Here is a 19,667-nt window from a genome sequence, read left to right as displayed (position 1 = left end):
CCTCGTGGGCCGGTCTCGGGACGACGCGTCCGGGTCAGGACGCGTCGGCGGTGCGGTCGAATCTCTCGAGATCGTGCGCGAAGCGGGCGACCTCGTCGTCGGACCACGGGGCGAGGTGCGCCTCGACGATCCGCTGGAGCGAGGTGAGTGCGCGGTGGAAGGCGGATGCGCCGTCCTCCGTGAGCTCGAGCGGGCGTCCGCGTCCGGTGTCGCTCGGCGTCTCGCGGACCAGTCCGAGACGGATCAGTGCCGCGAGCTGGCGGGAGACGGTGGATCGGTTGAGGCGGAACATGCGAGCGATATCGGTGGAGCGGATGCCGGGCTGCTCGGCGATCGCCATCATGATCGACTGCTCGGTCATCGAGAGGCGGGTCTCCTCGTCGCGTGCGTCGGCGAGGCCGCGACGGGTGATCGCGACGAGGGAGCGGAGCACGCTCATGCTGTCGTGCTGCCGGTTCGTGTCCATCTCGTCCTCCTGTTGCTTGATGCAACGCTACGCCTGACTGTTGCATTCCGCAACAACGCGACGAGATGGCCCGCATGGTGACGGCGCGGATGGGAGGATGGACGGATGGAAACCGCCAACCTCACCCGTGACGAGACCGCGGCGCGATCCGCCGTGATCACCGCGCACCGGATCCGTGTCGAGCTCGATCTCGCGGGCGCCCCGGAGCGCGCCCGGACGGGCTTCCGCACCGTGACGACGCTCGAGTTCGACGCCACGGCGACCGAGACCTGGCTCGACTTCGTCGGAGAGTCCGTCGACCATGTCGTGATCAACGGTGAGGAGGTCGACGTCGAGTACGACGGCGCCCGCATCGCTCTGCGCGGTCTCGCCGCCTCGAACACGGTCGTCGTCGACGCCGTCGGTGCCTACAGCCGTTCGGGGGAGGGACTGCACCGGTTCCACGACCCCGCCGATGGGGAGACCTACCTGTACACGCAGTACGAGCCGGCGGACTCGCGCCGCGTCATGGCCTGCTTCGAGCAGCCCGACATCAAGGCGTCGTACACGTTCGTCGTCGATGCGCCCGCCGGTTGGGAGGTTCTCTCGAACCAGGCCCCCGCGCGCACGGAGGCGGGCGTCGGCATCCAGCGCGTCGAGTTCGCTCCGACCCTGCCGATCTCGAGCTACATCACCTCGGTCGCCGCCGGCCCGTACGCCCGCGTGGATGCCGAGTGGCAAGGCGGGGAACAGCACATCGCGTTCGGGGTGTTCGCCCGCCGGTCCCTCGCGCAGTACCTGGAGGCGGAGGAGATCCTCGAGGTCACCCGTCAGGGGCTGGATTTCTTCGCGGAGGCGTTCGCATACCCGTATCCGTGGGGCAAGTACGACCAGATCTTCGTGCCCGAGTACAACCTCGGCGCGATGGAGAACCCGGGGCTGGTCACCTTCACCGAGGCGTATCTCTCTCGCGGCGCGGCGACCGATGCCCAGCGCGCGGCGCGTGCGAACACGATCCTCCACGAGATGGCGCACATGTGGTTCGGCGACCTCGTGACGATGCGCTGGTGGGACGACCTGTGGCTCAAGGAGTCCTTCGCCGACTACATGGGTGCGCACGCCTCGGCCGCGGTGACCCGGTACACGGACGCCTGGGTGACGTTCGCGGCCCGGCGCAAGGCCTGGGCCTACCAGCAGGATCAGCTGCCGACCACGCATCCGATCGTCGCCGACATCACGGATCTCGAGGCCGCCAAGCTCAACTTCGACGGCATCACATATGCGAAGGGCGCGTCCGTCCTCAAGCAGCTCGTGGCGTTCGTGGGTGAGGACGCGTTCTTCGAAGGAGCCCGCCGTTACTTCGCCGCCCACGCGTTCGGCAATACGACGCTGGACGACCTGCTCGTGCAGCTGAGCGCCGTCTCCGGTCGTGACATGGGCGCGTGGTCCCGGGCGTGGCTCGAGACGACGGGCATGTCGACGCTGTGGCTGGAGGAGGCGGACGATGCGGATGCCGCAACCCGCACGCTGGTGCAGACCGACCCGCGTCCGCACCGCCTGCGCATCGGATTGTACGTCCGTGAGGGGGAGCGGCTCGTGCGTCGCGAGCAGATCGCCGTCGACATCAGCGAGGAGCGCACCTCGGTCATCGTTCCCGAGGCGGATCTCGTGCTGCTGAACGACGACGACCTCACCTATGCCAAAGCGCGCCTGGACGAGCGCTCACTCATCACCGTCGAGGAGTCGCTGTCGGCGATCGACGACCCGCTCGCACGCGCACTCGTCTGGTCGTCGCTGTGGAACGCCACCCGCGACGGCGATCTCGACCCCCGGCGATATCTCGGCATCGTGCGCACGCATGCACCGCTCGAATCCAACAGCGGGCTCCTCACCGGCGTCCTCGCGAACGCGGCGTTCGCGATCCGCCACTTCGTCGCGGACGCGCACCGCGACGCCGAGCAGAGGTCGTGGCTGGCGGCGTCGCTCATCGCGCTGTGGGACGCGGATGCCGGCAGCGACGGACAGCTCTCGTGGGCGCGCGCGTTCGCCGCGGCATCCGCATACGACGACCATCATGCGGCGCAGGTGCGGGAACTGCTCAGCGGGCACGTGCCCGGTGGCCTCGTCGTCGACCCCGACCTCCGCTGGAATCTTCTGACCGCGCTGGCGACCACCGGGCACTCCGACGCCGAGGAGATCGCCGCCGAGCTCGAGCGCGATGACACCGGAAGCGGACGGACGGCTGCGCGTCGCGCGCTGGCCTCCCGCCCGGAACCCGACGTGCGCGCCGCTGCCTGGGAGTCGGCGTGGAACGACCTCTCGCTCAGCAACGACCACCTCGACGCCGAGATCGGCGGGTTCCGTGCCGGCGGACGCCGTGATCTCATCGCGGAATACGACGCGGAGTATTTCCGCCGCATCCGCGACGCGTGGCGGGACCGCAGCATCGAGCTCGCGCGACGCCTCGTGCTCGGGCTTTTCCCCTCGTCGGACACCACCGACGCGGCCGACGCCTGGCTGACGGGTAACACGGAGGCGCCTGCAGCGCTACGCCGACTCGTGATCGAGCAGCGCGATCACCTCGCCCGGGAGATCCGCGTGCGGGCGGCGCAGAGCTAGGGAGTTCGCGGTTCGAGCGCCATCCCCATCACGGTACGCACGATCCACGGATGCGCGCGGTCGTCGTCGATGTGGGTCATCCCCAGGTTCTCAGCGACGCCGCGCGAGGCGCGGTTCTCGGGATGGATGATCGCCGTCAGCACGATCGGCGCGTAGCGCTGTCGTGCGAGCTCGACGCACGCATGCGCGGCCTCGGTGGCGAAGCCCCGTCGTTGCATCTCCCGTCGCACGTGGTACCCGACCTCGAGGACGGACTCATCGTTCACCGACTGCCAGGTGAGTCCGCAGTCTCCGACGAACTCGCCGTCATGGGTTTCGACGATCCACAGCCCGTGGCCGTCCTCGGCGTAGCGAGTGCGCATCCGTGCAATCCAGTCGGCGCTCTCCGCCCGCGTCTTCGGCGCCGGGTAGTAGGTCATGACCTCGGGGTCGCCGAGCATCGCCGCGACGCGGTCGAGATCGTCGTCGACCATCTCCCGGAACCGCAGGCGCTCGGTCGGATGGGGCAGAAGCCTGGGTGCCGTCGACATCAGATGTCGAGCGATTCTCCGGGCTCGAGAACGAGGAACTCGCCGCCGCCCTGCTGAGTCGCCCACTCCAGGCGCTGGCGGTGCATGGTCTTTCCCGCCACCGAGAGCGTCATGTCGTGCGTACCGAAAGCCCGGCGGGGCTTCACCGCGAGGACGTAGTCGATCGCCTCGCCGATCTTGAGCCACGGCGCGCCCAGAGGAGCGGCGAGAGTGCCGATCTCGACACCCTCCGGCACGGCGTAGGAGTCGCCGGGGTAGTAGAACTCGTCGTTCACGAGGACGCCGACGTTGTCGATCACCGGGATCGACGAGTGGATGATCTCGTGCGTTCCGCCGAAGAAGCGCAGCGTGAACTCCCCGACCGTGCGAGTCTCGCCGGGGGAGACGACGGTGATCTCGTAGCCCTCGGCCGCGCGAGCGACACCGGCAGGGCCGAAGATCGGGATGCCGGGTGCAGTCCGCAGGATGCGGTCGAGATGCTCCGGCGTCCAATGGTCGGGGTGCTCGTGGGTGAGCACCACTGCGACGACACCGCCGAGGTCGCTCAGCGGCGTCGTGAAGGAGCCCGGATCGATGAGGAGGGTCTCACCGTTCTGGTCGATGCGGAGGCTGGCATGTTCGAACTTGGTCACGCGCATGGGTCGAGTCAACTCCCTCTCCCCGCAGCGTGCAAACCCTTGACTTTCCGCGCGCCACGCCCGGGCGACGCGACGCCGGGGCCTCGATTTGGCGTCGTGAGAAATGCCGTGGCATACTTGAACGGTTGTCGCGCGACGGAAACGAAACGCAGACGGCCCCATCGTATAGCGGCCTAGTACGCCGCCCTCTCACGGCGGTAACGCGGGTTCGAATCCCGCTGGGGTCACACAACAACAGAAGGCCCCCGGTTCTCCGGGGGCCTTCTTCGTATGTCGGAGTCTGTTCTCAGGTCGCGCGCTTCGCACCGGTCAACCACAGCGCGATCGTCGTCGCCACCAGAGCTGCCGCGGCAAGCGGGAAATCGAGCCCGTACATCGTGATGCCGATCACCGGGGAGACGAACACGAGCACCGCGACGAGCGTTGCTGTCGTGGAGGGGAAGCGCGCGGGCGTCTGCCGTGGAGCCTTCTCGAACCGAACGAGCCACAGCGATGCCAGCCACACGGCGCCGAGGACGATGGCGAAGAACACGGGACGCGTCCACCACCATTCGGCGCTTCCGGGGGTGGGCATCGGCAGGGGCAGCATCAGCTCGATCCCGACGAGTACGAGGATCACCGGGAAGTGCCAGAGGTAGATCGTCATCAGGCGGGAACCGATCAGGAAGACCGCGCCCTGCGCCGGTCGCGTGCGCATGAGAGCCGTCAACGGCCGGTGCAGGAGCGTCAGCCCCGCGGCCTGCACGATCGCCAGCAGCGCCATCGGCACGGTCGGAGGCCACTGGTTGGTGAGCATGCTCGCGGGATATCCCGCTACCGCGACGAGCGCCCAGAGCACGCCGTAGCCCGCCACGAAGAGCGCCGCGAGCTGCCCCCATCCGCGCCGTGCGAACCAGCCGTCGTACAGGAAGAAACCCACCTGCTGAGCGAACAGCCAGACGAAGACGATGTTCGGGATTCCGAAGATCTCCTGGCCGAAGCCGTACCCCGTCGGCGGCACTCGATCGATGCCCAGTACCTCGCCGATGAGCAGGAACCGGAAGGCATCGACCGCGAAGCCGGCGAGCAGCAGCACGACGAGCACGCGCATGCCGTACCGCTCGTGCAGACGCATCATGAACGGAGCGCACGCCTGAGCGATCAGATATGCCGCGAGGAACCACAGCGGTGAGCCGACGCCGATCGCGATCGAGTCCACGAAAGCGGGGTCGAGGTCGATCAGCCGTGTGATGCCCAGGGCGGCCGTGAAGAACACGAAGACCGGGAGCGCGGGGCGCGCGAGGCGGGCGAGCCGCACGCGCACGAAGCCATCGGCCGTCTCACCTCGGGCGAGCGCGGAGCGCCATCCCGCGCGCGCCGCGTATCCGCCGACCACGAAGAACAGCGGCATGATGTTGACGATCCACGTGCCGGCGACGAACCAGGGCTGCAGCTCGACGGTCTTCTCGATCACCAGAGATCCGTCGGAGACCCGCCCGACGCCGGTGAACAGGATGTGTACGAAGACCACGAGGAGCACGCACGCCACGCGTGCGAGGTCGAGCGTGAGGTCTCGTCCGGCGGGGACGGTGCGGGGCGTCGTGTCGGCGGCGGCGCGAGTCATGCCGACGACTCTAGCGCCGCGACGCGATCGCCCACGTGCCCCTGCCGTCACTTGCGGAGAAACGCCCGAAGGGGCACGCGCCGAGGATGCGAGCACCCCTTCGCGCATCGGCGTGGGTCAGTCCTCGACGTCGGATGCCGCGGCCCTCGCAGCGTCTCGTCGCATCCGGCGGGTCCGCCGGATGAGCCAGATCACGAGCACCACGACGCCGGCGATCGCGGCCCAGGGGAGGAGGAAGCCGACGGCGATCACGAGAGCGTTGAGCGAGACGATGAGTCCGTTCCATCCCGCCCACAGCCCGTCGCCGAACCCTGCGGGATCGGCGGTCGTCGTCGTGGCGGTCCGGGTCAGTTGCACCTGGAGGCTCGACATCGCGACCTGGTCGTCGAGGGCTGCGAGCTGCTGCTCGTAGGACTCGAGCTGCGCCTGGCGGTCGGTCAGCGCGACCTCGGCCTCGATGAGCTCCGATACCGATCCCGTCTGCGCCATGAGCTCGGTGAGCCGCTGCACCGAGGCCTTCGTCGCGTCGACGCGCGCCCGGAGATCCACGGCGACGTCGGTGACGTCCTGACGGGAGATCGACGACGACAGCACCTCCCCGGACTCGTCGAGCTCGGCGATGACCGCCGACAGGTCCGCGGACGGTACGCGGATGCTGATCCAGCCGTACCCCGAGTCCGCCGGAGCGGGCTCCGTCGTGCCGTCGACGGCCAGGGCCTTGCCGACCTCGGTGCTCTCGACGTATCCGCCGTGCCCCTCGGCGAGCGCGGCGATGGCGTCCGCGGCATCCGCGATGTCCTCCACCTCGAGCGTGGCGTTCGCGTTCGCGATGATCTCTCGGTCGGCCGCGGAGACGTCGCCGCTCGCGAGCGAACTCGACTCCGCCGCGCTGTCGAGGCTCGCACTGCGATCGCCGGCGACACCCTGCTCGGGCATCGCGACACCCGGGATGGGGGCATCGACGGCGGGGGAGCTGACGCCATCGGCCGTGCTCGAGGCCCCTCCCGAACCGACGACCCCGAGGATCGGGGGCGTCACCAGCACGCCGACCGCGAAGGCAGCGGCGACGCCGACACCGGTCAGCCAGCGGCGGCGCCGCGCACCGGCACGCGCGGGCGCCACCTGCGGAGCAGGGCCGGGAGCGCGCTCCTCGGCGATCTGAGCGAACACGGCGGTCTCGATGCGCGTGACCGCCTCATCCGACAGCTCGGGCAGCTCTTCCGGGGTGGTCTGGTCGTTCATGCGTCTCTCACTTCCTGGACGGCGCCCCGCAACTGGGTGCGCACTCGGGAGAGACGGTTCCGAACGACGGCGTGACTCACGCCCAGTTCCTCCGCGGCCGCCTGGTAGGCGTATCCCTCGGTGGCGCAGAGGCGGAAGATCTCGCGATCGATCTCGCTGAGGTTTCCCACCTCATCGGCGATTCGAGCCGCGAGCGCCGCCGTGATGACCTGCTCCTCGACGTTCACCGTGTCGGGGAGGGAATCATCGAGCGCGTCGGAGGTGTGCGCCTGATCCCGCCGCCGTTGCCGCAGGCGATTCGCCGCCTGGAAGCGGCAGATCGTCGCGAGCCACGGCAGGATCGACTCGCCCTGGAGGTCGAGCGCGGGGAGTTTGCGCCAGGCGACCAGGAAGGTCTCCTGGGCGATGTCCTCGGCATCCGCGGGGGAGGCGAGGATGCCGTAGGCGATCCAGTACACGGGCCGGACATGTGCGCGGTACAGCTCGCGGAAGGCGCTCTCGTCGCCCGCCGCGGCCCGGGCCGCCCATCTCTGATCACTCGTCTGCGTAGGCATCCTGATTCCGTTCGGTGTCTCTCACCCGGAGAGTGTCGAGGGACGCCCCATCGTCTCAGAATCTCCCGCGCGCCGATATCGTCGGCGCTCCGATAGCATTGCGTCTGCGAGGGGGAGTATCCCGGATCCGCGCGTAACGTCATCACGAGCACCAAGGCCGCTGCTCCGGGCGCGCGACGCACCGTGTGCGGGGGAGAGACTCTCGATCCTTCTAGACCCTTCGCGAAAGCTGTCGTTCCCCGTGGATATCCCTCTCTGGTTCGAGATCACCTCGATGATCGTGCTCACGGTCATCCTCATCGGCGACCTCCTGCTCATCCGGCTCCGGCCGCACATCCCCTCCACGAAGGAGTCGACCCTCTGGGTCGTCTTCTACGTCGGACTCGCCCTGCTGTTCGCCCTCCTCCTGGGCAACGTCGGCGGATGGCAGAACGCCGGCGACTTCATCACCGGGTGGGCACTGGAGTACAGCCTCTCGGTCGACAACCTGTTCGTCTTCGTGCTGATCATGGCCCAGTTCGCCGTGCCGAGGCGTCTGCAGCAGCAGGTCCTCATGGTGGGGATCATCATCGCGCTGCTCCTGCGCGGTGCCTTCATCCTCGTCGGCGTCACGATCATCGAGAACTTCTCCCCGATCTTCTACATCTTCGGCGCCTTCCTCGTGTGGACGGCGATCCGCCAGGCGATGCCCGAGGGCGACCACGACGGCGAGGTGCAGCGCGAGAACTTCATCGTGCGCCTGCTGCGCCGCCGGATCGACATCAGTGAGACGTACGACGGATCCAAGATCCGCACCACGGTCGACGGCAAGCGCATGTGGACTCCGATGATCATCGTGTTCATCACGATCGGCGTGACCGACCTCATCTTCGCGATCGATTCGATCCCCGCGATCTTCGAGATCACGACGAACGGGTTCCTCGTCTTCTCGGCGAACATCTTCGCGCTCATGGGTCTGCGTCAGCTGTACTTCCTGCTCGGCGACCTGCTCGACCGTCTGCGTTACCTCCACTACGGCATCGCGGTGATCCTCGGGTTCATCGGCATCAAGCTGATCCTGCACGCCCTGCATGTCAACGAGCTGCCATTCATCAACGGCGGTGAGCACGTGGAGTGGGTGCCCGACATCGACAACATGGTCTCGCTCGGGGTCATCCTGGTGTCGATGACCGTGGCGACCGTCGCGAGCCTGATCGCGGCCTCGCGCGAGAAGCGGACTCAGAAGATGGCACCGCCCGCGGAGTGATCCCGGGAAGACGCGACTCGGGACCGGATCACTCCGCCGACCAGAGGATCTCGGCATCGAGGGTGGCGTCGATCGTCTGACGGAGCAGTGCCCCGACCGATTCCGACTGCAGAAGCGAATAGCGATCGTACTCGCCGAGCGGGGCGATCGCGGCGAGTTGCCAGGACGCGGCGAGGGGATCATCGGAGAGTTCGGTGTTCGGGTCCCAGCGCGCTTCGGGTGCTCGCGCGAGCACGCGCCGCACGATCGCCTCGCCCTCGGCGAGCAGGGGAGCCAATCCGTCGTGCCACTCCAGATCCGGGAGCGGGGTCAGCTGGGCCTGCGGGTGCGGGTCGTCGTCGAGCCACCGCTCGACCAGGAAGCGTTCCGTGCCGACGGCGAGTGCATGCAGCACCTCGGTTTCGGCGGACACGCTGACGAGCCGCGCCAGGGTTCCGACGCGACTGCGCTGATCACCCCCGCCTGCCTCGGCACCCCGCTCGATCAGAACGACGCCGAACTCCGGGTCCTCTTCGTCGAGGAGCCTCCCGATCATGGTGAGGTACCGGGTCTCGAACACGCGCAGCGGGAGCGGGGTGTACGGGAACAGCACCGAACCGAGGGGGAACATCGGCGTCGCGTTCATGTGATCAGTCAACACCGCGTGCCGCGCGGAGGCCAGCGACGTACAGTGAAGAGATGCGCAGACCGCTCCCGATCACTCCCGCGCCCGGCCAGGAATCGGTGTGGGACTACCCGCGGCCGCCTCGGGTGGAGGCCGTAACGGATCGCGTCACGATCCGGTTGGGCGGCGAGCTGATCGCGGACACGCACCAGGCGATGAGAGTGCTCGAGACGAGTCACCCGCCGGTCTACTACGTCCCGATCGCGGACTTCGTACCGGGCGCGCTCACCGACGCGCCGGGGTCGTCGTTCTGCGAGTTCAAGGGCGCGGCTCGGTATCTCGACGTCCGCGGAGGGGGGATCCTGCGCGCAGGTGCGGCATGGAACTACCCGCAGCCGACTCCGGGCTTCGAGGTCCTCGTGGATCGCGTCGCCGTGTACGCCGGGCCCATGGACGAATGCACGGTCGGCGGAGAGGTCGTCGTCCCGCAGCCGGGTGGTTTCTACGGCGGGTGGGTCACCTCCGCCGTCGTGGGGCCGTTCAAGGGGATCCCGGGCTCGATAAGCTGGTAGTTCCCGCCGACCGGGATCAGAACGCCCGCAGGTTCGCTTGCAGCCCGCCGTCGGCGTACTCGCGGCGCAGGATGCCGCGCCGCCGGAGGATCGGCACCAGCTCGTCGAGCGTGCGGTGCAGGGTCACCGGGTGGAAATCGCCCCAGAGCAGGACGCCGTCGTTGCCCCACTCGCCGAGTTCCTCGATCAGGTCGGCGAACTCCTCTGCCGTCCCCACGAATCCGCTCCGATCGCTGATGCGTCCGGTGCGGGCGAGGGCGGCGAGGTGCGCGCGCAGAGGTGCGTCCTCGCCGCGGTCGCCGATCAGGCGCTGGATGCTTCCGCGGGATACGTGCGCGCCGAAGATCGAGGGATCGAGCGGACGGTCGAGGTCGAGTCCGGTGAGATCGGTCTCGAGGTCGCTCGACTGCTTGCGCGCGATCTGCTCGAGGGCGGCGTCGTCGGGATGGGCCGAGGCAGCCACGATCCGGTCCGCCTCTTCGGGCGAGGAGACGATGACCGGCTGGATGGCGAAGAGGATCTTGATGTCCTCCGGGCGGCGTCCGCGTTCGATCGCCGCGTCGTGGATCTTCTTGCGATAGGCCCGCACCGACTGCTCGTTCAGCGGCGCGAGTGCGAGCTGCACGTCGGAGTTCGCGCCCGCGAAGCCGAGGCCGCGGCCGGATCCGCCCGGCGAGACGATCGCCGGCTCGCCGTCGGTGAAGGGAATCGCGTTGAGCGGCCCGTCGAAGGAGTAGTAGCGGCCGCGGTGCTCTACCGGGCGCAGCTTCGAGCCGTCGGCATAGACGTCTGTGTCACGATCGAGCACGAGGGCTCCGTCGTCCCAGCTGCGCCAGAGCGCGCGGATGCCGTCGAGCCACTCCTCTGCGCGGTCGTACGCTTCGTCGTGCCCGAGCTGCGCCGCGCCGGAGAAGTGGCGGGCGCTCCCGGTGTCGGTGACGACGTTCAGGCCGAGTCGATGTCCGCTCAGATGCTGGAGCGTCGCGAACTGGCGGGCGGACGTGAACGGCAGGGACGCCGCGGGGTTCACCGTGGGCACCACTCCGAGGTGCTTCGTCGCCTGGAACAGGTAGGGAGCGAGCAGCAGAGGGTCGTGCTTGGGCCCGCCGAAGGCGTGGCGCACGCGCGACTCGATGGTCGAGGGCGAACCGAGGGAGGGGCTGTCCTCGATGATGACCAGATCGAATCCGGCCTGCTCGAGTGTGCGGGCGGCCTCCTGGTAGATCTCGGGGCGGGTCCAGTTGTAATCCCAGTCGAGAGAGGGGTAGCCCCATCCCTGCGGCCCGAAGCCGCGCGCGAGGAACCAGCCGAAGTGCTGCGGGCGGCTCATGCGACGACCTCCCGCGCGGTCTCGAGTACGCGCGACAGATCGCCGAGGAGGTCGTCGATGTCTTCGATGCCGATCGAAAGCCGAACAGTGCCCGGGCGCACGCCGAGGGCGAGGCGCTCCTCCTCGGTACGGCGGGAGTGGCTGGTCGTGCCCGGATGCAGCACCAAGGAGCGGACGTCGCCGATGTGCGTCATGTGGGTGAAGACGTCGACGTTCTCGATGAAGTCGCGTGCGGCCGGGAGGCCACCACGAAGGGTGGCGGTGAAGATGGAGCCGAACCCGCCCTCGAGGTAGCGCGCAGCCGTCGCGTGGTCGGGATGCGAGGGGAGACCGGCGTAGTCCACGCTCTCGACGTCAGGATGCGCCGACAGCCACTCGGCGACGGCTTGGGCGTTGCGCGACTGGCGTTCGACCCGCAGCCCGAGCGTTTCGACGCCCTGGCCGATGAGGAAGGCGTTGAGAGGGGAGGGCGAGGCGCCGAATCGAGGAGCTACGGTCTCTCGGGCATACGCGATCCGCGCGCTCCCGCCGTGCCGTGCGGCGACACTCGGCTCGCCGTTCCTGCCCGGGAGGACGAGGTGGGGCGCATTGTGCCCGGCGGACGCCGGATCGAAGCGGCCGTCATCGACGATCACGCCGCCGAGCACCGAGCCGTGCCCGGCCAGGAACTTCGAGGCCGAGTGCACCACGACCGCCGCCCCGTGCTCGAGCGGACGTACGAGGAACGGTGTCGCGAGGGTGTTGTCGACGATCAACGAGATCGCGGACTCGTCGGCGACCGCACCGACCGCGGTGATGTCGAGGATGTCATTGCGGGCGTTCGCGATCGACTCGGCGAACAGGGCCCGGGTGTTCGGACGGATGGCGGCACGCCAGGCATCCGGATCGGCGATGTCGTCGACGAAGGTCGTCTCGATCCCCAGACGGGAGAGGTTGTCGAGGAAGAGGCCGCGACTGCCCTCGTAGATGTGCGTCGACGAGACGATGTGGTCGCCGGCGCCGGCGACGGTCAGAAGGGCGGTCACGACCGCCGCCTGACCGCTCGCGACGAGCAGGGCGTCCGCCCCGGACTCGAGTGCCGCGATCTGCCGCTCCACGGCCCGGACGGTCGGATTGCCCGTGCGGGTGTAACCGAAGCCGGCGCCGGTGCCGAAGTGATCGGCGGCCTGGTCGAAGTCGTCGAATTCGAAACCGGCGGTCAGGTAGATCGGTGTCGCGCGCGCGGAGGCGGTGTCTCGCGTCCGCGCGGCGTGCACGGCACGAGTCGCGAAGCGGGCGTTGTCGGCGGTCATGCGATGCCTCTCGATGATTCGGGTGAACAGTAGAGTGTCACGGCGCGTCATCGGGCGCCGAAGCGGTGGTAACCTGACGTCATGCGGATCGTGCTCCTTCTTAGCGGCCGCGACGAGACCTCGTTCTGAGCCCCTCCTCGTCGCGGAGTCCATCGTGGGCCGAACCGCCAGCTTCAGGAGAAGAGCCATGAACACCCCCGCTGTCGACGTCGATTCCTCACGCCCGAGAACCCTGGCCGAGAAGGTCTGGGACGACCACCTGGTCGTCAAGGGCGAGAACGGCGAGCCGGATCTGATCTACATCGACCTGCACCTCGTGCACGAGGTCACCAGTCCGCAGGCCTTCGACGGCCTGCGCTCGGAAGGGCGACCGCTGCGTCGCCTCGACCTCACGATCGCCACGGAGGACCACAACACGCCGACGTGGGAGATCGATAAACCGATCGCCGATCTCACCAGCCGCACGCAGATCGAGACGCTGCGTCGCAACGCCGCCGAGTTCGGCGTCCGCCTGCACTCCCTGGGAGACGCGGAGCAGGGGATCGTGCACGTGGTCGGGCCGCAGCTCGGACTCACCATGCCGGGCATCACGGTCGTCTGCGGCGACTCGCACACCTCGACCCACGGTGCTTTCGGGGCCATGGCCTTCGGGATCGGCACGAGCGAGGTCGAGCACGTCATGGCGACCCAGACGCTGCCCCTGAAGCCGTTCAAGACGATGGCGATCAACGTCGACGGAACGCTGCGACCGGGCGTCACCGCCAAGGACATCATCCTGGCCGTGATCGCGAAGATCGGCACCGGCGGCGGCCAGGGCTACGTGCTCGAGTACCGCGGCAGCGCGATCCGCGCCCTCTCGATGGAGGGGCGCATGACGATCTGCAACATGTCGATCGAGGCGGGTGCCCGCGCCGGAATGGTCGCGCCCGACCAGACCACCTTCGACTACCTCGAGGGGCGGCCGCACGCGCCGAAGGGCCAGGACTGGGAGGACGCCGTCGCGTACTGGCGAACGCTGCCCTCCGACGAGGGGGCCGCCTTCGACGCCGAGGTGTTCATCGACGCCGACGACCTCGAGCCGTTCGTGACGTGGGGCACCAACCCCGGACAGGGCAGTTCGCTCTCGGCGGCGGTGCCTGATCCCACCGCGATCACCGATCCGAACGAGCGCGCCGCCGCAGAACGCGCCCTCGAGTACATGGACCTCACGCCCGGAACGCCTCTCAAGGAGGTGCCGGTGGATGCCGTTTTCATGGGCTCGTGCACGAACAGCCGGATCGAGGATCTGCGCGCCTTCGCGTCGATCATCGAGGGCAAGAAGAAGGCCGACGGGGTGCGCGTGATGGTGGTCCCCGGATCCGCGCGTGTGCGCCTCGAGGCCGAGGCCGAAGGGCTCGACCGGATCATCAAGGACTTCGGCGCCGAGTGGCGCTTCGCCGGGTGCTCGATGTGCCTCGGCATGAACCCCGACCAGCTGGCACCGGGGGAGCGCTGCGCATCGACGTCGAACCGCAACTTCGAGGGCAGACAGGGCAAGGGCGGGCGTACGCATCTCGTATCGCCCCTTGTCGCGGCGGCCACGGCCATCCGCGGAACACTGTCGAGTCCGAGCGATCTGGAGATCTGATCATGGAGAAGTTCATCACCCACACCGGCATCGCGGCCCCTCTGAAGCGCTCGAACGTCGATACCGACCAGATCATCCCCGCCGTGTTCCTCAAGCGGGTGACGAAGACCGGCTTCGAGGATGCGCTGTTCCACGGCTGGCGGCAGGACCCCGAGTTCGTGCTCAACAAGACGTCGTATCAGGGCGCTTCGGTGCTGCTGGCCGGACCCGATTTCGGTACCGGTTCGAGCCGTGAGCACGCGGTCTGGGCGCTGCGGGACTTCGGGTTCAAAGTCGTGCTCAGCCCGCGCTTCGCCGACATCTTCCGTGGCAACTCGGGCAAGCAGGGCTTGCTCGCCGCGACGATCTCCGAAGAGGATCTCGAGCGTTTCTGGGCCGAGATCGAGCGGAATCCCGGGGTTCGGATGACTGTGGACCTCGAGGCGCGCACCGCGTCGATCGGTGACATCCAGGCCGAGATCGGTATCGACGATTACACTAGATGGCGGCTCCTCGAAGGGCTCGACGACATCGGGCTCACGCTGCGCAACGAAGACAAGATCGCGCAGTTCGAGGCCCGTCGCGAGTCGTGGCGGCCCCGAACCCTTCCCGTTCAGTAACACGGTGGGGGCGGGTGGCTGAGGGGCACCCGCCCCGAACACAGTGAACTGAAGTGAGGCTCCGAATGACGACACCCGTGCGCGACGCTCTTCCGGACGGAGTCCCCGCACTCACCGGAGACGTCCTCGCGATTCGAGGCGGACGCCCGCTGCGCGGCCGCGTCGACGTCAAGGGGGCGAAGAACCTCGCCACCAAGGCGATGGTCGCCTCCCTCCTCGGTGAGACCGTCAGCACCCTCCGCGACGTGCCGGCCATCAGCGACGTCGCGGTCGTGCGATCGCTCCTCGAAGTGCACGGCGTGCGCGTGTCCGAGGGCGACGAGCCCGGGGCCCTCGTGTTCGACCCGAGCGACGTCGAGTCCGCCCATTTCGAGGAGATCGATGCCCATGCCGGCGCGTCGCGCATCCCGATCCTCTTCTGCGGTCCGCTCCTGCACCGCCTCGGTCAGGCGTTCATCCCCGACCTCGGTGGCTGCCGCATCGGTGATCGCCCCATCGACTTCCACCTCGACGCGCTTCGCAAGTTCGGCGCCGTCGTCGAGAAGCTCCCCAGCGGCATCCGTCTGTCGACCCCGAACGGGCGCCTGCACGGCGCGAACATCCACCTCCCGTACCCGAGCGTCGGCGCGACCGAGCAGGTCCTCCTGACGGCCGTCCGCGCCGAGGGCGTGACGGAGCTGCGCAACGCGGCGATCGAGCCGGAGATCATGGATCTCATCGCGGTCCTGCAGAAGATGGGCGCGATCATCTCGTACGAGCCCAACCGGGTGATCGTGATCGAGGGAGTCGAGAAGCTCCGTGGCTACGACCACCGGTCGATCTTCGACCGAAACGAGGCAGCCTCCTGGGCCTCCGCCGCTCTGGCCACCGACGGCGAGATCTTCGTCGGCGGTGCCAAGCAGCAGGAGATGCTCACCTTCCTCAACGTCTTCCGCAAGGCCGGCGGATGGTTCGACATCCAGGAGGACGGCATCCTCTTCCGCCGCGAGGGCGAGCTGCGTCCCGTAGTCGTCGAGACCGATGTCCACCCCGGTTTCATGACCGACTGGCAGCAGCCGCTCGTGGTCGCCCTCACGCAGGCCAACGGTCGATCGGTCGTGCACGAGACCGTGTACGAGAACCGCATGGGCTTCACCGAGGCGCTGGTGAAGATGGGCGCCGACATCGTGGTCCACCCGCGAGGACTGCAGGCCGGCCCGCGCCGCGTTCCGCGTCGCGACCTGGAGCAGGCGGCCGTCATCACGGGGCCGACCCCACTGCACGGTGCCGACATCGTCGTCCCCGACCTCCGGGGCGGGTACAGCCACGTGATCGCGGCGCTCACCGCCTCCGGTGAGTCCAAGGTCTCGGGCGTCGACATCCTCAGCCGCGGCTACGAGAAGTTCCTCGCGAAGCTCGACGCGCTCGGCGCGGACTTCGACGTCCTCCGGTGACGCCGATGCGCAACAGGTCGCCGGAGACGACGCGGCCCAGCATCTTCTGGCCGGTCGCAGCGATCGTGCTTCCGCTGATGTCCCTGATCACCAAGATCCGGGTGCGGAATCCGGAGAAGCTGCCGCGTGAGGGTGCATACGTGCTCGCGCCGAATCACTACTCGGAGTTCGATCCGCTGATCGTGGCGGTCGCCGTGTGGCGGATCGGCCGCGCTCCGAGGTTCATGGCGAAGGAGAGCCTCTTCCGGGTGCCAGTCCTCGGGTGGATCCTGCGTCGGACGGGGATGATCCCCGTAGCGCGGACCTCCTCGGCGACGGCGGCGAAGCAGACGATGCTGCAATCGAAGGAGCTGGTGGAGCACGGTCGTGGTGTCATCGTCTACCCGGAGGGCACGCTCACCCGTGACCCCGACCTGTGGCCCATGCGCGGGAAATCCGGCGCGGTCCGCCTCGCGCTGACCGATGGCATCCCGCTGATCCCGATGGCCCAGTGGGGTACCCAGGAGATCATGGGGCGGTACCAGAAGGGGCTGAGCCTGTGGCCGCTCCGCAAGCCCGTGGACGTGATCGTCGGAGACCCCGTCGACGTCTCCGACCTTCAGGGACGGGGCGGTGACCAGGCCGCACTGAACGAGGCCACGACGCGGTTGATGAACGCGATCACCGGCCTGCTCGAGGAGTTGCGCGACGAGAAGGCGCCTACCGAGCGGTGGAACCCGTCGACGCACGGTCAGAAGGAGACGGGGCGTCTTGACTCCTAAGCGAACGATGAACCAGGGGCCGCGCGTCGCCGTGATCGGCGCCGGCAGCTGGGGAACGACCTTCGGCAAGATCCTCGCCGACGGCGGCGCCCAGGTCACCATGTGGGCGCGCCGTGCAGAACTGGCGCAGGAGATCAACGAGGCCAAGCGCAACTCGCGATACCTCCCCGGCATCAACCTTCCGCGGTCGATGGCGGCGTCGCATGAGCTCGCGACGGCGCTCGAGGGCGTCGACCAGGTCTACCTGTCGGTGCCCAGCCAGTCGCTGCGAGAGAACCTGAAGGCCCTGCGGCCGTTGCTCGCCGGATCGGACGCCAGGATCGTCAGCCTCATGAAGGGTGTCGAGCGGGGCACCGGGCTGCGCATGAGTCAGGTCATCCAACAGGAACTCCGCTGCGATCCCGATCGTGTGGCCGTGGCTTCGGGGCCCAACCTCGCGCTCGAGATCGCTCGGGAGCAGCCGACCGCCGCCGTCATCTCGTCGCGCAGCCAGGAGACGGCCGAGACGGTCGCCCGCGCGGCGCGCAACGACTACTTCCGCACCTTCGTGAACACCGATGTGATCGGAACCGAGTTCGGCGGTGTGCTCAAGAACCTCATCGCGGTCGCGATCGGGATCGTCGACGGCGTCGGCTACGGCGAGAACACGAAGGCGTCGATCATCACCCGCGGTCTGGTCGAGATGACCGACTTCGCGGTGGCGAACGGTGCGCACCCCGAGACCCTTCAGGGCCTGGCCGGTCTGGGCGATCTGATCGCCACCTGCCAGTCGCCGCTGAGCCGCAACAACACGGCCGGGCGCCTGCTCGGCCAGGGGTACAGCTTCCAGGACGTCGTCAAGCAGATGCAGCAGACGGCCGAGGGACTCGCGTCCGTCGCGCCGATCCTGCAGCTCGCGCGCGAGTCCGAGGTGCACATGCCCATCGTCGAACAGGTGAAGATGGTGCTCGACGGCAAAATGAGCCCGCGCGACATCGCACCCCACCTGACGACGGACGACGACACCCCGCAGGGGGAGAGGACCAACCATGGACAAGCAGACGGTGGTGGTGCTGTTCGGAGGGCGCTCCAGCGAGCATTCGATCAGTTCCGCAACGGCGGGCGGAGTGCTGGGCGCGATTGATCGAGGTCGCTACGACGTGATCCCGGTCGGAATCACCCGTGAGGGTGCCTTCGTTCTGGAGGACGACGACCCGGCCAAATTCCCCCTCGATGCCGCACATCTCCCGGAGGTCGTCGACAACGGCACCCGCGTGCTGTGGCCCGAACCCGGAGGAGATCGCACGCTGCGCGTCGTCCGCGTCGACGGAACGATCGACGGTCTGGGCGAGATCGACGTGGTGCTCCCGATCCTCCACGGCCCGCACGGAGAGGACGGCACGATCCAGGGGTACTTCGACACGCTCGAGGTGCCGTACGCGGGTGGCGGTGTGCTCGACTCGGCGCTGTGCATGGACAAGCACTTCATGAAGATCGCGCTGCAGGCCGCCGGCATCGTCGTGGCGCCCTGGGTCACGGTGCGGCGCCGGGCGTGGGAGCAGGATGCCGCCGCGGTGCGCGCTCAGGCCGCCGAACTGGGCTTGCCGCTGTTCGTCAAGCCCGCGCGCGCGGGCTCCAGTGTCGGTGTGTCGAAGGTGGAGGCGCCGGAGGAGCTCGACGCGGCGCTCGCGATCGCTTTCGCCGAGGACGACAAAGTGCTGATCGAGACCGGTGTCAGCGGACGCGAGATCGAAGTGGCCGTGCTCGAGGGCGCGGAGGGCGTGCGCGCATCCCTGCCCGGCGAGATCGTGTTGACCTCGCGCGGCTTCTACGACTTCGAGGGCAAGTACCTCGGGGGAGACGGCGTCGACGTCGTGTGCCCCGCCGTGCTCACGGATGCCGAGATCGCGGCGATCCAGAGCGCGGGTGTGAGCGCGTTCGAGGCCGTCGACGGTCGCGGGCTCGCACGCGTCGACATGTTCCTCACTCCGGAGGGCGATCTGGTCGTCAACGAGCTCAACACGATGCCGGGATTCACCCCGATCTCGATGTTCCCGAAGTGCTGGGTGGCCTCCGGTCTCAGCTACGGCGACCTGATTTCGGAGCTCATCGAGGCGGGCTTGCGTCGCTGATCGGCGACGGGCGATGCCTCAGCCCGCTGTCGGCGGATGAGGCTGGCCGGGGTGCAGGTGAGTGCCCGGGTACTGCGGCGGGTACTGCTGCTGCGGAAGCGTCTGCCGGTGCCCGGACGAGACCGGCGGCCGCGGACGCGATCATCACGGCACCCCAGGTGCCGAAGAAGACTGCGGCGCCGCGTCCGGGAAGAGCTCCGCGGACGATCAGTCTCACGAACAGCCAGGTCAGACCGCTCAGCACGACGAGAGCCAGGAGCATGCCCAGAACCGGGAGCGGAGAGCCTCCGCGGCCGAAGCCCCACCCGATCGGATCGGGCAGGATCCAGACCCTCGGGACGTTCGGCACGCCGCCGAGCACGAAGAGGTAGCCGGCGAGGGAGCTGAGGAGAGCGCCGACGCCCACCAGGACGGCGGCGATGACGGCGGTGCGGTTCGCGGGCTGCGGATTCATGCCGCGA

The 19,667-nt window shown here is 68.4% G+C and carries 19 protein-coding genes and 1 tRNA gene; 10 read left to right on the top strand and 10 right to left on the bottom strand.

What is annotated here, in order from left to right:
- Positions 1–34: 34 nt before the first annotated feature.
- The gene (locus ACIPVN_RS03210; protein ID WP_400439352.1) at positions 35–466 is read right to left on the bottom strand and encodes a MarR family winged helix-turn-helix transcriptional regulator; all 432 of its coding nucleotides are present in this window, start codon (positions 464–466) and stop codon (positions 35–37) included.
- A gap of 105 nt (positions 467–571) precedes the next feature.
- Between ACIPVN_RS03210 and pepN the strand changes: the two genes are divergently transcribed.
- Positions 572–3,064 carry an aminopeptidase N gene (gene pepN / locus ACIPVN_RS03205; RefSeq protein WP_400439349.1) on the top strand — a complete coding sequence of 831 codons (2,493 nt, stop codon included), beginning with the start codon at positions 572–574 and terminating at the stop codon, positions 3,062–3,064.
- Here the strand turns inward: pepN and ACIPVN_RS03200 are convergent.
- Both ACIPVN_RS03200 and ACIPVN_RS03195 read right to left on the bottom strand, forming a co-directional pair.
- Positions 3,061–3,594, bottom strand: a complete 534-nt coding sequence (locus tag ACIPVN_RS03200; protein ID WP_400439347.1) for a GNAT family N-acetyltransferase — start codon at positions 3,592–3,594, stop codon at positions 3,061–3,063. The two genes, pepN and ACIPVN_RS03200, sit on opposite strands and share 4 nt — an antisense overlap.
- Positions 3,594–4,232, bottom strand: a complete 639-nt coding sequence (locus tag ACIPVN_RS03195; RefSeq protein ID WP_400439344.1) for an MBL fold metallo-hydrolase — start codon at positions 4,230–4,232, stop codon at positions 3,594–3,596. The genes ACIPVN_RS03200 and ACIPVN_RS03195 overlap by 1 nt, the downstream gene beginning before the upstream one ends.
- Before the next feature lie 154 nt (positions 4,233–4,386).
- On the opposite strand from ACIPVN_RS03195, the gene ACIPVN_RS03190 reads away from it, so the two are divergent.
- Positions 4,387–4,459, top strand: a tRNA-Glu gene (locus ACIPVN_RS03190).
- Between the two features lie 59 nt (positions 4,460–4,518).
- On the opposite strand, the gene ACIPVN_RS03185 is transcribed toward ACIPVN_RS03190, so the two are convergent.
- The 3 genes from ACIPVN_RS03185 to ACIPVN_RS03175 all read right to left on the bottom strand — a co-directional run bounded on the left by ACIPVN_RS03185 (position 4,519) and on the right by ACIPVN_RS03175 (position 7,631).
- Complete coding sequence (locus ACIPVN_RS03185; RefSeq protein WP_400439342.1) at positions 4,519–5,835, bottom strand: acyltransferase; 1,317 nt, start codon at positions 5,833–5,835, stop codon at positions 4,519–4,521.
- Positions 5,836–5,952: 117 nt separating this feature from the next.
- The gene (locus tag ACIPVN_RS03180; RefSeq protein WP_400439339.1) at positions 5,953–7,077 is read right to left on the bottom strand and encodes a DUF4349 domain-containing protein; all 1,125 of its coding nucleotides are present in this window, start codon (positions 7,075–7,077) and stop codon (positions 5,953–5,955) included.
- A complete protein-coding gene (locus ACIPVN_RS03175; RefSeq protein WP_400439336.1) occupies positions 7,074–7,631 on the bottom strand; it encodes an RNA polymerase sigma factor in 558 nt (185 codons plus the stop codon). The genes ACIPVN_RS03180 and ACIPVN_RS03175 overlap by 4 nt, the downstream gene beginning before the upstream one ends.
- 241 nt (positions 7,632–7,872) lie before the next feature.
- Between ACIPVN_RS03175 and ACIPVN_RS03170 the strand changes: the two genes are divergently transcribed.
- The gene (locus ACIPVN_RS03170) at positions 7,873–8,877 is read left to right on the top strand and encodes a TerC/Alx family metal homeostasis membrane protein (protein WP_400439333.1); all 1,005 of its coding nucleotides are present in this window, start codon (positions 7,873–7,875) and stop codon (positions 8,875–8,877) included.
- A gap of 28 nt (positions 8,878–8,905) precedes the next feature.
- On the opposite strand, the gene ACIPVN_RS03165 is transcribed toward ACIPVN_RS03170, so the two are convergent.
- Positions 8,906–9,502: an LON peptidase substrate-binding domain-containing protein gene (locus ACIPVN_RS03165; RefSeq protein WP_400439330.1), complete on the bottom strand. Its 597-nt coding sequence runs from the start codon at positions 9,500–9,502 to the stop codon at positions 8,906–8,908.
- Positions 9,503–9,555: 53 nt separating this feature from the next.
- Between ACIPVN_RS03165 and ACIPVN_RS03160 the strand changes: the two genes are divergently transcribed.
- Positions 9,556–10,053, top strand: coding sequence for a DUF427 domain-containing protein (locus ACIPVN_RS03160; RefSeq protein WP_400439327.1), 498 nt, complete (start codon positions 9,556–9,558; stop codon positions 10,051–10,053).
- Positions 10,054–10,069: 16 nt separating this feature from the next.
- Here the strand turns inward: ACIPVN_RS03160 and ACIPVN_RS03155 are convergent, their stop codons facing one another.
- Together ACIPVN_RS03155 and ACIPVN_RS03150 are read right to left on the bottom strand one after the other, a co-directional pair.
- Positions 10,070–11,383, bottom strand: coding sequence for an LLM class flavin-dependent oxidoreductase (locus ACIPVN_RS03155; RefSeq protein ID WP_400439324.1), 1,314 nt, complete (start codon positions 11,381–11,383; stop codon positions 10,070–10,072).
- Positions 11,380–12,675, bottom strand: a complete 1,296-nt coding sequence (locus ACIPVN_RS03150; protein ID WP_400439321.1) for an O-acetylhomoserine aminocarboxypropyltransferase/cysteine synthase family protein — start codon at positions 12,673–12,675, stop codon at positions 11,380–11,382. The genes ACIPVN_RS03155 and ACIPVN_RS03150 overlap by 4 nt, the downstream gene beginning before the upstream one ends.
- 187 nt (positions 12,676–12,862) lie before the next feature.
- On the opposite strand from ACIPVN_RS03150, the gene leuC reads away from it, so the two are divergent.
- From leuC to ACIPVN_RS03120, 6 genes are all read left to right on the top strand, one after another.
- Complete coding sequence (gene leuC, locus ACIPVN_RS03145) at positions 12,863–14,302, top strand: 3-isopropylmalate dehydratase large subunit (protein ID WP_400439318.1); 1,440 nt, start codon at positions 12,863–12,865, stop codon at positions 14,300–14,302.
- 2 nt (positions 14,303–14,304) lie between these two features.
- The gene (leuD, locus tag ACIPVN_RS03140) at positions 14,305–14,901 is read left to right on the top strand and encodes a 3-isopropylmalate dehydratase small subunit (RefSeq protein ID WP_400439315.1); all 597 of its coding nucleotides are present in this window, start codon (positions 14,305–14,307) and stop codon (positions 14,899–14,901) included.
- A 65-nt stretch (positions 14,902–14,966) separates the two neighbouring features.
- Entirely contained in the window at positions 14,967–16,334 is a 1,368-nt protein-coding gene (murA, locus tag ACIPVN_RS03135; protein ID WP_247622634.1) for a UDP-N-acetylglucosamine 1-carboxyvinyltransferase, read from the top strand.
- Positions 16,335–16,339: 5 nt separating this feature from the next.
- Positions 16,340–17,095: a lysophospholipid acyltransferase family protein gene (locus tag ACIPVN_RS03130; RefSeq protein WP_400439311.1), complete on the top strand. Its 756-nt coding sequence runs from the start codon at positions 16,340–16,342 to the stop codon at positions 17,093–17,095.
- A gap of 7 nt (positions 17,096–17,102) precedes the next feature.
- Entirely contained in the window at positions 17,103–18,218 is a 1,116-nt protein-coding gene (locus ACIPVN_RS03125; RefSeq protein WP_400443296.1) for an NAD(P)H-dependent glycerol-3-phosphate dehydrogenase, read from the top strand.
- Positions 18,124–19,206, top strand: coding sequence for a D-alanine--D-alanine ligase family protein (locus tag ACIPVN_RS03120; protein WP_400439308.1), 1,083 nt, complete (start codon positions 18,124–18,126; stop codon positions 19,204–19,206). The genes ACIPVN_RS03125 and ACIPVN_RS03120 overlap by 95 nt, the downstream gene beginning before the upstream one ends.
- Here the strand turns inward: ACIPVN_RS03120 and ACIPVN_RS03115 are convergent.
- Complete coding sequence (locus ACIPVN_RS03115) at positions 19,181–19,660, bottom strand: hypothetical protein (RefSeq protein WP_400439305.1); 480 nt, start codon at positions 19,658–19,660, stop codon at positions 19,181–19,183. The genes ACIPVN_RS03120 and ACIPVN_RS03115 overlap by 26 nt on opposite strands.
- Between the last annotated feature and the right edge of the window lie 7 nt (positions 19,661–19,667).

It is taken from the genome of Microbacterium sp. NPDC090003 (assembly GCF_044748385.1).
Lineage (GTDB): Bacteria > Actinomycetota > Actinomycetes > Actinomycetales > Microbacteriaceae > Microbacterium.
Note: the sequence above shows the minus strand (reverse complement) of the source record. Positions and strands in the feature narration are given on the sequence as shown.

Excerpts from the sequence above, each read along its gene's own strand:
- ACIPVN_RS03210 (WP_400439352.1), bottom strand. The coding sequence starts at position 466 with ATGGACACGAACCGGCAGCACGACAGCATGAGCGTGCTCCGCTCCCTC.
- pepN (WP_400439349.1), top strand. The coding sequence starts at position 572 with ATGGAAACCGCCAACCTCACCCGTGACGAGACCGCGGCGCGATCCGCC.
- ACIPVN_RS03200 (WP_400439347.1), bottom strand. The coding sequence starts at position 3,594 with ATGTCGACGGCACCCAGGCTTCTGCCCCATCCGACCGAGCGCCTGCGG.
- ACIPVN_RS03195 (WP_400439344.1), bottom strand. The coding sequence starts at position 4,232 with ATGCGCGTGACCAAGTTCGAACATGCCAGCCTCCGCATCGACCAGAAC.
- ACIPVN_RS03185 (WP_400439342.1), bottom strand. The coding sequence starts at position 5,835 with ATGACTCGCGCCGCCGCCGACACGACGCCCCGCACCGTCCCCGCCGGA.
- ACIPVN_RS03180 (WP_400439339.1), bottom strand. The coding sequence starts at position 7,077 with ATGAACGACCAGACCACCCCGGAAGAGCTGCCCGAGCTGTCGGATGAG.
- ACIPVN_RS03175 (WP_400439336.1), bottom strand. The coding sequence starts at position 7,631 with ATGCCTACGCAGACGAGTGATCAGAGATGGGCGGCCCGGGCCGCGGCG.
- ACIPVN_RS03165 (WP_400439330.1), bottom strand. The coding sequence starts at position 9,502 with ATGAACGCGACGCCGATGTTCCCCCTCGGTTCGGTGCTGTTCCCGTAC.
- ACIPVN_RS03160 (WP_400439327.1), top strand. The coding sequence starts at position 9,556 with ATGCGCAGACCGCTCCCGATCACTCCCGCGCCCGGCCAGGAATCGGTG.
- ACIPVN_RS03155 (WP_400439324.1), bottom strand. The coding sequence starts at position 11,383 with ATGAGCCGCCCGCAGCACTTCGGCTGGTTCCTCGCGCGCGGCTTCGGG.
- ACIPVN_RS03150 (WP_400439321.1), bottom strand. The coding sequence starts at position 12,675 with ATGACCGCCGACAACGCCCGCTTCGCGACTCGTGCCGTGCACGCCGCG.
- leuC (WP_400439318.1), top strand. The coding sequence starts at position 12,863 with ATGAACACCCCCGCTGTCGACGTCGATTCCTCACGCCCGAGAACCCTG.
- leuD (WP_400439315.1), top strand. The coding sequence starts at position 14,305 with ATGGAGAAGTTCATCACCCACACCGGCATCGCGGCCCCTCTGAAGCGC.
- murA (WP_247622634.1), top strand. The coding sequence starts at position 14,967 with ATGACGACACCCGTGCGCGACGCTCTTCCGGACGGAGTCCCCGCACTC.
- ACIPVN_RS03130 (WP_400439311.1), top strand. The coding sequence starts at position 16,340 with ATGCGCAACAGGTCGCCGGAGACGACGCGGCCCAGCATCTTCTGGCCG.
- ACIPVN_RS03125 (WP_400443296.1), top strand. The coding sequence starts at position 17,103 with ATGAACCAGGGGCCGCGCGTCGCCGTGATCGGCGCCGGCAGCTGGGGA.
- ACIPVN_RS03120 (WP_400439308.1), top strand. The coding sequence starts at position 18,124 with ATGGACAAGCAGACGGTGGTGGTGCTGTTCGGAGGGCGCTCCAGCGAG.
- ACIPVN_RS03115 (WP_400439305.1), bottom strand. The coding sequence starts at position 19,660 with ATGAATCCGCAGCCCGCGAACCGCACCGCCGTCATCGCCGCCGTCCTG.